At 65.9% G+C, this 12,750-nt stretch carries 12 protein-coding genes; 6 read left to right on the top strand and 6 right to left on the bottom strand.

From position 1 onward, the window contains the following. Positions 1–125 precede the first annotated feature (125 nt). The 4 genes from ABD206_RS09125 to ABD206_RS09110 all read left to right on the top strand — a co-directional run bounded on the left by ABD206_RS09125 (position 126) and on the right by ABD206_RS09110 (position 6,255). Positions 126–728, top strand: coding sequence for a PadR family transcriptional regulator (locus ABD206_RS09125; protein ID WP_344071740.1), 603 nt, complete (start codon positions 126–128; stop codon positions 726–728). Then, entirely contained in the window at positions 725–2,533 is a 1,809-nt protein-coding gene (locus ABD206_RS09120) for a sulfatase (protein ID WP_344071738.1), read from the top strand. Before ABD206_RS09125 ends, ABD206_RS09120 begins: the two co-directional genes overlap by 4 nt. 68 nt (positions 2,534–2,601) lie before the next feature. Then, complete coding sequence (locus ABD206_RS09115) at positions 2,602–4,011, top strand: MFS transporter (protein ID WP_344071736.1); 1,410 nt, start codon at positions 2,602–2,604, stop codon at positions 4,009–4,011. Between the two features lie 24 nt (positions 4,012–4,035). Continuing rightward, a complete protein-coding gene (locus ABD206_RS09110; protein WP_344071734.1) occupies positions 4,036–6,255 on the top strand; it encodes a glycoside hydrolase family 3 C-terminal domain-containing protein in 2,220 nt (739 codons plus the stop codon). Between the two features lie 125 nt (positions 6,256–6,380). On the opposite strand, the gene ABD206_RS09105 is transcribed toward ABD206_RS09110, so the two are convergent. Both ABD206_RS09105 and ABD206_RS09100 read right to left on the bottom strand, forming a co-directional pair. Further along, entirely contained in the window at positions 6,381–6,656 is a 276-nt protein-coding gene (locus tag ABD206_RS09105) for a GlsB/YeaQ/YmgE family stress response membrane protein (protein WP_344071732.1), read from the bottom strand. A 49-nt stretch (positions 6,657–6,705) separates the two neighbouring features. Beyond that, positions 6,706–6,939 carry a hypothetical protein gene (locus tag ABD206_RS09100; protein WP_344071730.1) on the bottom strand — a complete coding sequence of 78 codons (234 nt, stop codon included), beginning with the start codon at positions 6,937–6,939 and terminating at the stop codon, positions 6,706–6,708. Positions 6,940–7,161: 222 nt separating this feature from the next. Here ABD206_RS09100 and ABD206_RS09095 point away from each other — a divergent pair, with 222 nt between their 5' ends. Next, complete coding sequence (locus ABD206_RS09095) at positions 7,162–7,677, top strand: MarR family winged helix-turn-helix transcriptional regulator (RefSeq protein ID WP_344071728.1); 516 nt, start codon at positions 7,162–7,164, stop codon at positions 7,675–7,677. A 37-nt stretch (positions 7,678–7,714) separates the two neighbouring features. On the opposite strand, the gene ABD206_RS09090 is transcribed toward ABD206_RS09095, so the two are convergent. The 4 genes from ABD206_RS09090 to ABD206_RS09075 all read right to left on the bottom strand — a co-directional run bounded on the left by ABD206_RS09090 (position 7,715) and on the right by ABD206_RS09075 (position 11,452). Further along, positions 7,715–8,080 carry a protein-L-isoaspartate carboxylmethyltransferase gene (locus ABD206_RS09090; RefSeq protein ID WP_344071726.1) on the bottom strand — a complete coding sequence of 122 codons (366 nt, stop codon included), beginning with the start codon at positions 8,078–8,080 and terminating at the stop codon, positions 7,715–7,717. 46 nt (positions 8,081–8,126) lie between these two features. Next, entirely contained in the window at positions 8,127–9,278 is a 1,152-nt protein-coding gene (locus ABD206_RS09085; protein WP_344071724.1) for a cystathionine gamma-synthase, read from the bottom strand. Then, positions 9,278–10,258 (bottom strand): PLP-dependent cysteine synthase family protein, encoded by a 981-nt coding sequence (locus ABD206_RS09080; protein WP_344071722.1) that lies wholly within the window; start codon positions 10,256–10,258, stop codon positions 9,278–9,280. The genes ABD206_RS09085 and ABD206_RS09080 overlap by 1 nt, the downstream gene beginning before the upstream one ends. Before the next feature lie 177 nt (positions 10,259–10,435). Beyond that, positions 10,436–11,452: an isopenicillin N synthase family dioxygenase gene (locus ABD206_RS09075; RefSeq protein WP_344071720.1), complete on the bottom strand. Its 1,017-nt coding sequence runs from the start codon at positions 11,450–11,452 to the stop codon at positions 10,436–10,438. A 193-nt stretch (positions 11,453–11,645) separates the two neighbouring features. Here ABD206_RS09075 and ABD206_RS09070 point away from each other — a divergent pair, with 193 nt between their 5' ends. Beyond that, a complete protein-coding gene (locus tag ABD206_RS09070; RefSeq protein ID WP_344071718.1) occupies positions 11,646–12,722 on the top strand; it encodes a PLP-dependent cysteine synthase family protein in 1,077 nt (358 codons plus the stop codon). Positions 12,723–12,750 lie beyond the last annotated feature (28 nt).

Raw genomic sequence — 12,750 nt, 5'->3', positions numbered from 1 at the left:
CCTGTCCAGGCGACGTCCGCCGTGCGCGAATTCAGGCCATCGCTTGACAGACTGCGTGCGCTACGCATATAAAACTTGTTACATATGTGCGCGTGCACATACTCAATGGAGAGCGAGAGACAGCGATGAAGTTCGAGAACGTCCTGCTCGGTGTCCTGTCGACCAAGCCGTTCCACGGCTACGAGCTGATGAAGTGGTTCGACACCGAGGGCCAGTTCATCAGGTCCAACACACACCACAGCCAGATCTATCGCGAGTTGGCGCGCATGGTGAAGAACGGGCTTGTCGAATTCGACGTTGACCCTCGCGAGGGCAAGCCCGACGCGAAGGTGTATCGAATCACCGAGGTTGGCCGTCAGGTGCTGATCGAGTGGGTCCGGTCGCCCTACGCGCCGACAAGTCGATTCCAAGACGCCGATTTCAACACCCGATTCATTTTCGCGGTCTCGCTTGACCCGGAGGCAGCGCTGCGGATCGTGGATACCGAGTTGGCCTATCGTCGCGAGCAAGTCGCTCGAAGCCGCGTACGCAAGCGGGGGATCGTCGGTGTCGAGCCCGTTATCGGATTCGAGGCCGAGCGCTATGGACGCTACGGCGAGCTGATGCACCGCTACGGATCAGCCGCTGTGGACCAGTGGCTCGCATGGCTCGAGGACGTGCGGTCGCAGCTGATCGCCGATCTCGCGGAGTCGGATGCCAACGCCACCAGTGAGGAGGCCACCGCGTGAGGGCGATCATGGTCATGTTCGACAGCCTGAACCGCAAGATGCTGCCGAACTACGGCGGCACGTGGGTGCACGCACCGAACTTCGCACGTCTTGCCGAGCGTACCGTCACGTTCGACAACTGCTACGGCGGATCCATGCCCTGCATGCCCGCGCGCCGCGAGCTGCACACCGGACGGTACAACTTCCTTCATCGTTCGTGGGGACCGCTGGAGCCCTTCGATGACTCCGTTCCGGCGATGCTCACCGCGGCAGGTGTACACACACACCTCTCCACCGACCATCAGCATTACTGGGAGGACGGCGGGGCGACTTACCACAACCGGTTCTCGACCTACGAGTTCTTCCGCGGGCAGGAAGGTGATGCGTGGAAGGGGCAGGTTGCCGATCCTGAGATCCCGGATGCAGTCGGCATGACCGCCGACGTCAAGCCCAAGCTCTGGCGGCAGGACTGGGTGAATCGCGGCTACCTGAAGAACAAGGCCGACCACCCTCAGACGCTGACCTTCGACGCGGGTGTCGAGTTCATCGAGACGAACAAGGATGAGGACTCGTGGTTCGTCCAGATCGAGACCTTCGATCCGCACGAGCCGTTCTTCAGCTACGCGGAGTACAAGGCCCACTACGCGGCCGCAGAGTACGACGGACCGCACTTCGACTGGCCTGACTACGCGAAAGTCACCGAGACACCGCAGGCCGTCGAGCACGCGCGTGCAGAGTACGCTGCACTGCTCACGATGTGCGACGAATCGCTCGGACGCGTGCTGGACCTGATGGACACGCACGATCTATGGGACGACACGATGCTCATTGTCTGCACCGACCATGGATTCATGCTCGGGGAGCACGGCTGGTGGGGAAAGAACGTGCAGCCCTGGTACGACGAGACCATCCACAATCCGCTCTTCGTCTGGGACCCGCGCACGCCGGTCTCGGGGGAGCGACGCGGCGCGCTCGTGCAGACGATCGATTTCGGGCCGACGCTGCTCGACTTCTTCGGGATGTCACCGACCGATGAGATGCAGGGCGCATCGTTGGCGCCGGTCGTGGCCGACGACACCCCCGTGCGCGAGTACGGCTTGTTCGGCGTCTTCGGTGGCCACGTGTGCATCACCGACGGTCGGTATGTCTACATGCGGGCGTCGGCGACTCCTCAGAACCAGCCGCTGTCGGAGCACACACTCATGCCGACGGTGATGACCGGGTTCTTCCCACAGCAGATGCTCGCAGCTGCCGAGCTGGTGGACCCCCTTCCATTCACAAAGGGGCTGAAGGTGCTGAAGACCCCGGCGCACGCCTGGGTGAGCCCCTACGCGTTCGGTACGCAGTTGTTCGATCTCGAGACCGATCCAGATCAGGCCGCGCCATTGCGGGACTCCGAGCTCGAATCTCGGCTCGCGACGGCTCTGCGCGACGCGATGCTCGATGCCGATGCGCCACTCGAGCAGTTCGTCCGACTCGGGCTCCCGCCGACAGGTCCGCTGACGGCGGAGCATCTGCTCGTTGACGCGCAGTGGCAGATGCTGCAGATGTCGCTCGCTCCGGCGGCTCGCGCCGAGGATTTCGGTCCCGACGGGGCCATACTCGACCAGCCGCTCGGCAACCTCCTGTCCGACCAGCGCACGCGCGGAGTTCTCATCGAGCGCGCTCCCATGCTCGCGGGCGGCCCCATGGCCCAGATGATCGGCGGGCTGAGTCTGTTGCAGATCGCTTCGATGATGGTTGGCCTTCTCCCGCGCCCCGTCCTCGCCGGCCTTGCGCAACTCCTCACCGCTGCAGCAGCCGATGAGCCGCAGCGCGTCGAATGACCTGATCCCGACGAAGTATCACCCCGCGGGACTGTCCCGCGTCTCATCTCACAAAGGAGTGACCTGACATGACCACCGATCCCACCACCGCGGCGCCCGACGCCCCGGATGCTCCACTCGCGGCGCCGACCGTGACCGCCGCGATTCGGCACGGCGACCTCGACAAGAAAGGCGGCGTCCCCCGACGCAAGACGAACCTCGTCATCCTCGGTGGCTCCATGGTTGCCGACGGTGGCGAGGGCTCGATGGCGACGACGCTCTTCCCCGTCATCGCTGCCGCTCTCGGTCTTGCAACCAGCGCGCTCGGCGTCCTTGCCGCGGTCGGCCGCATCGTCGGGGTCGTCGCAGGACCGACCTGGGTCTACTTCGCGAAGAAGTTCGGCCGCAAGGCCATCTTGGCGATCGCGACGGGATTCTGGGGCATCTGGGCGGTTGCCGCCGGGCTCGCACAAGACTTCACCCAGCTGCTCATCCTCTACGGGATCATGGCCGCTGGAACAGCAGCGGCGCACGCGATCGTGCCCGAAGTCATCGGGGACTCGTTCGAAGACAGAAAGCGCGGTCGTGTGGTCGGCTGGGTCTATGGCGGGACCGCCGCCGTGGGCAGCCTCATGGCGCCGCTCATCGGGAGCCTCGCGAACATCGAGGACGGGTGGCGCTATGGGTTCTACGCCTTCGGGGCGATCAACGTCCTCTTCGGGATCTTGATCCTTGCGTTCTACAAGGATCCCGGAACCGGCGGCGGCGAGGCGCAGCTGAAGACCTTCTCGCAGGCTGAGCGTGACGCGGCGTCGAAGATCACCTGGGCGAAGGTCCGGTCGTTGGCGACGATTCCCAGCTATCTCGTTCTCCTCGGCAGCCGACTCCTGTCCACGCATCTCCTGCTCGCGACATTCGCGGTCGTGCTGCTCGTGAACGAGTACGGATTCGATGTCGCCGTCGCCGCGATCGCAATGGCACCGTTCGGTATCGGCTACCTTGCCGGCACCGTCGTCGGCGGATTCCTGTCCGACAGCCTCAACAAACTGAGCGTGAACTACGGGCGCGTCGCCATGCTCCAGGGCGCTCAGGTGCTGTTCGCTGTCGTCGCCTACTTCGCCACACAGGTCGCCTACGGTGGGATCACCCCCTACCTGGTGTTGTTCGGGATCGTCGGTGCCACCGTCGGCCTCAACCCGGGAGTGAACCGTCCCCTCGTGATGGCGGTCGTTCCGCCCGAACTGCGTGCCGCGGCCTTCGCGATCTTCGTCTCTGTCATCGAATCCGCAGGCTTCGCGATCTGGACGCTCACCGCAGGCTTTCTCGCCGACAGCGTCGGCCTCAAAGCGGTCCTGCTCTGGCTCGTGTGCGGGATGATGATCGTCAACGCGCTCTTCCTGACGCTGCTGTACAAGCCGTTCAAGCGCGACCGCCTCGCTCTGGAGACCGAGCTCGACGCGCGTCGTGCCCGCATCCTCGAGGCTGAGACTCAGCAGTAGACCCGAAAACGAAAGGAAGAGATCATGTCATCCGAATCTCTTGACCTCAATGAAGCCGCGAGCCTCGGGTCCGGCGGTAGCTTCTGGACCACGAAGGCTGTCCGCGACATCCCGGCGATCTATGTGACCGACGGTCCCCACGGCCTGCGCAAGCAGACGGGCTCGGCCGACCATCTCGGCATCGGCGCGAGCGTGGCGGCCACGTGTTTCCCCCCGTTGGCCGGGCTCGGTCAGAGTTGGGATCCGGAACTCGTCCACCGGGTCGGCGAGGCGCTTGGTGAAGAGTGCCAAGCAGAGGAAGTGCATGTGCTCCTCGGTCCCGGAATCAACATCAAGCGTTCGCCGCTGGGTGGTCGTAACTTCGAGTACCTCTCGGAGGACCCGCACCTCTCCGGCATCCTGGGGACTGCCTGGGTCCGCGGCGTGCAGAGCCGTGGGGTAGGCGCATCACTGAAGCACTACGCGCTGAACAATCAGGAACACGATCGCATGCGCGTCAGCTCCGACATCGACCCTCGCCCGTTGCGTGAGGTGTATCTGCGCGGGTTCCGTCGTGTCGTCGAAGACGCGGCGCCGTGGACGGTGATGTGTTCGTACAACCGTGTCAACGGCGTCCAGGTGTCAGAGGATCCCTTCCTGCTGACGCGGGTGCTCCGTGACGAATGGGGGTACGACGGCGTCGTGGTATCGGACTGGGGGGCGGTGCGCGACCGCGTCGCATCCGTTGCCGCCGGACTCGATCTGCAGATGCCGTTCGATGGGGGAGTGTCCGATACCGCCGTTGTCGAGGCTGTGGAGGCAGGCGTTCTTGACCGCACCGTCGTTGACCGCGCAGCGCGTCGCGTCGAAGCACTCGCTCGCCGCGGCGCGTCTGCGCACCGCGCGGGCGCGACGTACGACCCGGATGAGCATCACGCCCTCGCGCGGGAGGCGGCGATCCGGTCGATCGTCCTGTTGAAGAACGAGGCCAGTCTGCTGCCCCTCGCTGCGTCAGGCTCGATCGCCGTCATCGGTGACTTCGCGCAATCCCCTCGATACCAGGGTGGGGGGAGCTCCCATGTGAATCCGACGCGCGTCGACGTGCCCCTCGAAGAGATCCGCGCCGCGGCGCCGGGTGTCGATGTGACATTCGCCCAGGGATTCACCGTCGATGGTGCCGGGGCTCAGCCGGAGCTGGTCGCCGCAGCGGTGGAGGCGGCCGCGGCCGCCGACGTCGCCGTCCTCTTCCTCGGTCTCGACGCCCGTCAAGAGTCGGAGGGCTTCGACCGCGACCACATCGATCTCCCCGCCGAGCAAGTCGACGTTCTGCGGGCCGTTGCCGAAGTGCAGTCACGCGTGATCGTGGTGCTCTCGCACGGCGGCGTGCTCGATCTGCGCGAGGTGACTGCACACGCACCCGCGATCCTCGACGGCAACCTTCTCGGTCAGGCAGGCGGCGGAGCTATTGCGGACGTCCTGTTCGGCAAGGCCTCGCCTTCGGGCAAGCTCACCGAAACAGTCCCTCTCCGTATCCACGACACCCCCGCATACCTCGACTTCCCGGGCGAGCACCGCCATGTGCGGTACAGCGAGGGCCTCCATGTTGGATACCGCTGGTACGACGCGCGCGATCTGGAAGTGGCATACCCCTTCGGCCACGGTCTGTCGTACACGACGTTCGAGTACGGCACCGCGTCCGCACGTGCGCACGGCGATGGGGTGATCGTCACGGTGCAGGTCACGAACACCGGCGAGCGTTCCGGCCGAGAGGTGGTCCAGGCGTATGTGTCGGTACCCGAATCCGACCAAGTGCGCGTGCCCTGCGCGCTCGCCGGTTTCGCAAGCGTCGAACTTCGGCCGGGGGAGTCGCGCGCGGTCGACATCGTCGTCGACCGTCGCGATCTTGAGTATTGGGACATCCGACTCGATCAGTTTGTCCTTGAACGTGGGCGCTACGTCTTCTCGCTCGGGTCTTCCAGCCGGGACATGAGGGCATCGGTCGAGGTGTCGCTGGAGGGGGACCCGGTTGTCTTCCCGCTCACGCTCGAATCGACGATGGGGGAAGTCATGTCCAACCCTGTCGCCGCCTCCCTCATCGCGCAGGCGATGCCGATGCCGGACCTGCCGGAGGGTGACGCCATGGGCACCGACATGGCCCGCATGATGGCGAGTATTCCCATCGAGCGAACGCTGTCATTCGGCGGCGGAGCGGCGAGCCGGGAGCAGCTCGAGCAGCTCCTTTCTGCGGCGAACGCGCAAGGGTGACGCGAGGCGGTGCTGAGCCGCTTCCCGGCAGCAGCAGAGCGTCTGACTTCTCTCTCTCGATCGGTTGGTGACGGCGACGACGGGCGAGACCGCCTACGCAGTCCCGCCCGTCGTCGCCGGGTGGATTACCGAGTGACCGACTTGCGATTGGCCAGCACGTAGAGGCCGAGAACGATGATCGCGCCGATGATCGATCCGAGGAGGCCGGACGCCTGGAAGAAGCCCCCGCTCGGGTCGGCTCCGAAGATCACGTAGCCCAAGAAGCCGCCGACGAACGAGCCGACGACTCCGAGCACGATCGTCATCAGGATTCCCATGCTCTGCTTGCCGGGGATGACGGCGCGCGCGATGAGGCCGGCGATGAGGCCGACGATGATGAGTCCGAGAATGGTCCACAGCATGATGCGTTCTCCTTCGTGAGGTCAGATGTATCTGCGACTGGGCGGGGGATCAGGCGGCCTGGGCGCGGCGGGCGCTCAGGCGACGGTTGTGGCGCCGGACGGCGAGCATGTCAGCGAGCCCTCCGAGACCGATGGGTCGCACCTCGGGGACGAGACCCAATCCGGTTTCACGAGCTGCGGCACGCACGGGTCGAGCGTCGCGACGCTCCCAGATCACGGGGAGCGGTTCGGTCTCCGGAAGGGGTTCGGTGATCGGGCGTACGGCGTTGCGTCGGTCGTTCATCACTGCCTCCAATACGTGTGGGACTAGCTATCCAGATATCAAAACAGATGTCAAGTTCACAGAGTATGTAATACAGACATTGTGCAATCGATCGGGAGGCACAGCATCTGTCAGGTATGCTGGTCCTGCAACGACGGCGGGCGAATCGATCAACGATCGTCTGCGCCACCAGCGGAGCTCACCCACGCCGTCGTCGAGGCCCGATCAGTGGAGGGGGAATCAATGCCGAGGACAGTCGTACGACACGAGGCGGAGCACCTCTACGCCGCTCAACCTCTCTCGGAAGCCGGGCAAAGACTGAGCCAGGCGATCCTTCGCCTGCGACGCAGTGAACGAGTGCAGGCGGATCGCGCGGTTCGGGCATCGCAGCTTTCCAGCATCGATCTCTCCGCGCTGCGTTATCTCGTCCAGGGGCACCGAGACGGCCGAAACCTCAGCCCGAAAGACCTCATCACCATGCTCGACACCTCGAGTGCCACGGTGACGAATGTCGTCGAGCGGCTCGTCTCGCGCGGATACCTGATCCGCGAAAGGCATCCGACTGATCGTCGAGCCCACTACCTGCGCCCCACAGATGAGGCGGTTCGCCACGTCCAGGACGCATACGGGGCACGCGATGCAGCCGTCGTCCAGATCATCGACGAACTCTCTGACAGTGACGCCGAGATCGCCGCCGAGGTGATCGATCGGCTTGCACGGGCGCTCGACCGGCTGGCCACAGCAGACGACGCCATCTGACGCTGTCTTGGCGAGTGGTCGCGCGGCGACGACACCCTCAGTCGGTCGCGTCGGTTCGCGCCTGCAGATAGCGACAGAGCCGTGAGAGTGTCGTCAGATCAGCTGCGAGGCTCGCGATCTGATCGCCGTCGAGAGAAATCGTCTCGTCGCGCGGCTCGAACTGCACTCGCCAGGTCGCGGTGCCACCTTCGGACGTCGGCACGATCGAGGTCACCGTCGATGCCGTGCGCAACTGCACCACCACGAGGCCTGAGTCGGGGCCTTCGGTGAAGTACTGGTCCACGACAGAGATGTCGGGAGCGGCACCCGTCTCGCTCACGAGGAAGTCGGCCACCCAGGTATGGACGGTGGTCTGGTCTCGGTACAGCATCGCGTTCGGCCTCTCGTCGGATACGGTGCGCATCCACGGCCAACTCTATCGCCGCGCGGCTGTCCCGAGTCGGGCGCCGTCAGCCCAGGGCGCGGTCGAGGTCCTCGAGCAGATCGTCGATGGATTCGATGCCGACCGACAGACGCACGATCGTATCGGGCACGGCCAACTCCGTGCCCCGCACCGACGCATGCGTCATTTCGTCTGGGTAGTTCACGAGCGACTCGACGCCGCCGAGCGACTCGGCGAGCGTGAACAGTCGCGTCGATTCGGCCACGTGTCGTGCGTGCCGACTCGATCCCACCTCGAGGGAGACGATCCCACCGAAGCCCGACATCTGGGCGGTGGCGATCGCGTGCCCGGGGTGATGGGCCAGTCCCGGGTAGTACACGGTCGCCACGCGCGCGTCCTCATCGAGGAACTGCGCGATACGGCCCGCGTTCTCGCTGTGGCGCTGCATCCGGATGCCGAGCGTCTTGATACCGCGGGTCGTGAGCCACGCATCCAGCGGCCCGGAGACCGCCCCCGCGGCGAACTGGAGGAACTTCGCCTTCTCATAGATCGCGGCGCTGGATGTCACGAGCGCTCCGCCCACGACATCCGAGTGCCCGCCGAGGTACTTGGTCGCAGAATGCACGACGACATCCGCGCCGAGCGCGATCGGCTGTTGCAGCGCCGGACTGGCGAACGTGTTGTCGACGACGAGGAGCGCCCCGGCTTCGTGGGCTGCGCGAGAAAGGGCCGCGATGTCGGTGATGCGCAGCAGCGGGTTGCTGGGAGTCTCGACCCAGACAAGCCGCGGTGTGCTCTGCTGAAGGGCTGCCGCGACGGCGGCCGGGTCGGAAAGATCGGCGACCCGGACACGCACGCCCCAGGGGCCGAGCAGCCGCGCGATGAGACGGTAGCTCCCGCCGTACGCGTCATTCCCGATGAGCACCTCGTCGCCGGGGGCCAACAGTGCGCGCAGCAGCGCATCTTCGGCCGCCAGACCCGAGGCGAAAGACAGACCGAACTCCGCTCCCTCGATGGCGGCCAGTTGGCGCTCCAGGGCGGTCCGAGTGGGGTTGCCGCTCCGGCCGTACTCGTATCCTTCGCGCAGGTTCCCGATCCCGTCCTGCACATAGGTTGACGAGAAGTGCACGGGCGGGATGACCGCGCCGGTGGTGGCATCCGGGTGTTGTCCCGCGTGGACGGCGCGGCTATCGAATCCGTGGGTGGTGGAGCTGGTCATCAGACGCTCACAATCGTGTCGAGATCGGTAGGTGACATGTGGGCCCCGAGCCACTGGTCATCGAAGATCTTGGTCAGGTAGCCGCGCCCGCTATCCGGGAGCAGGACGACGACGACAGCCTCGGCCGGCAGGTCCCGTGCGGCCTCCAAGGCCGCAGCAACCGCCATCCCGCTGGATCCGCCGACGAGAAGTCCCTCCTCGCGGGCCAGACGCCGGGTCATCGCGAAGGCGTCGGCATCCGAGACGCGGACGTAGTCGTCAACGACCCCGGGGTCGAAGTTAGAGGGGAAGAAGTCTTCGCCGACACCTTCGATGAGGTATCCGTGAACCGGCCCGCCGGAATAGATCGAGCCTTCGGGGTCGGCTCCGATCACCCGAATGCCGCCCCGCGACGCCTCCTTCAGGAACCGCCCCGCGCCGCTGATCGTCCCGCCCGTGCCGATCCCGGCGACGAAGTGGGTGACCCGCCCGTCGGTATCGGCCCAGATCTCGGGACCCGTCGTCTCGAAGTGGCTACGGGGAGCCGCGGGATTGGCGAACTGGTTCGGGGTGAACGCCCCCGGGATCTCGCGGGAGAGACGGTCGGCAACCGAGTAGTAGGAATCGGGATGCTCGGGCGGCACGGATGCCGGCACCTCGACCACCTCGGCGCCGTAGGCGCGCAGCACCGCCATCTTCTCGCCCGCGAATTTGTCGGGCACGACGAAGATCATGCGATACCCGCGCTGTTGGGCGACGAGTGCCAGGCCGATGCCCGTGTTGCCGCTGGTGGGTTCGATGATCGTGCCGCCAGGGCGCAGGAGCCCCGCCTCTTCGGCGGCATCGATCATGCGCACGGCGATACGGTCTTTCGCCGACCCGCCCGGGTTGAGGTACTCGACCTTGGCGAGGACGGTCGCGTGCAGGCCGGCGGTGACGGAGTGGAGACGAACGAGAGGGGTGTTGCCGATGAGATCGGCAACCGAGGCGGCATAGCGCACAGGGGGTCCTTGGAAGTCAGCACGCCGGAGTGCGCGCAGTGGTCGGGGTCGTCGAAGGGGGCGCGTGAGCGCTAGCGACAACAACGACACGTCAAGGACATGACGGACACTCTGCCGGGATCTGCCCGCCGATGCGAGTTCATGACGTCACATGACGGCGAAGCCCGCGCCGCGCACTCACGTGCCGGCCGTGAGGAGTTCAGGATGGTGGATGGCGGCGACATCCGGGTGTGCTCGCACGCGGGACTTCAGCAGGTTCTCGCCGTATGTGCCGCGGATCACGTTGTCGCTGACCTGCTCGATCCCCCGTGCTCGCGCCCGATACTCGGGGGCGATCTCCAGTGGCGGCACCTGCGCGGCCAGCGCCGGGTTGAAGAAGAACGGCACCGAGATGCGCTCGCTGCCCTGCTCGGGGGCGATCACGCGATGCACCGTCGCCCGCAGGTAGCCGTCGGTTGCCCACTCGAGCAGTTCGCCGATATTGACGATCAGGGCTCCGTCGACGGGCGGGATGTCGTGCCAGGCGCCCTCGTACTCGACCTGCAACCCCGCGGCGCCGGGCTCGATCCACAGCAGGGTGAGCATTCCGGGGTCCTTGTGGCTGCCCACGCCCTGTCGGGAGGGCGCGGTGTCGGGAACGCCGGGGTAGCGCACGATCTTCAACCAGGTCGCGGCATCCTCGAACAGGTCGAGCAGTCGCGCCGGATCCGACCCGAGCGACTCGGCCCAGGCGGTCAGAAGACGCCGTGCGATGACGGTGAGGACCTGGGTCCACTCTTCGACGACCTCGCGTAGCTGCGGCAGAGCGCTCGGCCACTGGTTGGGGCCTTCGAGTGCCAGGTAGGCGGGGTCCTGCGGGTGACGCTCCGGCGCGATGCGCCCCGGGCCGATGTCGATCTGCTCGCGCCAGTCCACGCGCCCTTTCGTCAGCTCCCCGCCCAGTCGCGCGTACCCGTGGAAATGGGGCGAGCGCAGGTTTTCGATCTCGAGTTTCGCGTCTTCGGGCAGCGCGAAGAACGCACGGGATGTCTGCAGGAGTCGCTCTTGGAGATCGGCCGGGATGCCGTGGCCGACGAGTGAGAAGAACCCGACCTCGTGTGTGGCGCGACGAAGGTCGTTACGAAATCCCTCGGCGGCGTCGTCCCCGGCATCCAGGCGGGCGAGATCGAGGACGGGAACGGGGGAGGATGTCATGGCCTCGACGGTAGGCTCCTCGTCGGAATCGCCGGCCCGTGTGACACCAGATGTCGTCATGTGACGCTCGCCCCGCGGACATTCTGCGGTGGTACCCGTGGGCGCGACTTCTGCCGCCGGTGAATGTGACGTCACACGGCCCCGTCCGGTACGAGACACTGGGGACAGCATCCGGTCGAGACGAGGTTCCGAAATGACGAAGAACAGCCGACAGGAGTGGGTGCGGGCGGCGATCAGGGTTCTTGAGGCGGATGCCAACCGCAGCGCCGACACGCATCTCCACGTTTTCCCGCTACCGCCCGAGTGGGGCATCGATCTCTATCTCAAGGACGAGTCAGTCCATCCCACCGGTTCGCTCAAGCACCGACTGGCGCGCTCGCTGATCCTGTTCGGACTCGTCAACGGATACATCGGTCCCGAGACCACCCTCGTCGAGGCATCCAGCGGGTCCACGGCGGTGTCGGAGGCCTACTTCGCCCGGCAGCTCGGCCTTCCGTTCATCACCGTGGTGCCGCACACGACCAGCGCCGAGAAAATCGAACTCATCGAGTTCTACGGCGGGAGGTGCCACTACGTCGACGAGCCGTTGCAGGTCTACGCCGAGGCACAGCGGCTGGCCCGCGAGTGCGTGAGCGGCCACTACCTCGACCAGTTCAGCTGCGCGGAGCGGGCGACCGACTGGCGCGGCAACAACAACATCGCCGAGAGCGTCTTCGGGCAAATGGCTCTGGAGCGTCACCCGGTGCCGTCATGGATTGTGGTGGGTGCCGGCACCGGCGGTACCTCGGCGACGTTCGGGCGCTACGTCCGCTACCGCTGCTTCGACACGCGGGTGGCGGTCGTGGACCCGGAGGGATCGGCGTTCTTCGAGGCGTGGCGCACCCACGACCTGGGCTACACAACAGGTCGGCCATCCAAGATCGAGGGGATCGGGCGGCCACGCGTCGAGCCGTCCTTCATGCCGACGCTCATCGACGAGATGTTCGCGGTGCCCGATGCGGCATCGGTTGCGGCGATCCGGTTGCTGAAGGATCGCACTCATCACTGGGCGGGAGGGTCCACGGGGACGAACCTGGTCGGCGCCTTCCAGCTGATCGCACGCATGCTCGAGGCGGGCGAGACCGGCAGTATCGTCACGCTCATCTGCGACAGCGGCGCCCGCTACAGCCGCACCTACTACGACGACCAGTGGGTGGCTGCGCAGGGGTGGGACCTTGCCCCACACCGTGCCCGCATGGAGCATTTCCTCGAAACAGGGTCCTGGGGGTAGCCGCCCGTCCCCCTGGCGGGACAAGGCT

This window comes from Microbacterium sediminicola (assembly GCF_039531125.1).
Lineage (GTDB): Bacteria > Actinomycetota > Actinomycetes > Actinomycetales > Microbacteriaceae > Microbacterium > Microbacterium sediminicola.
This window is presented reverse-complemented; position numbering and strand designations above follow the sequence as displayed.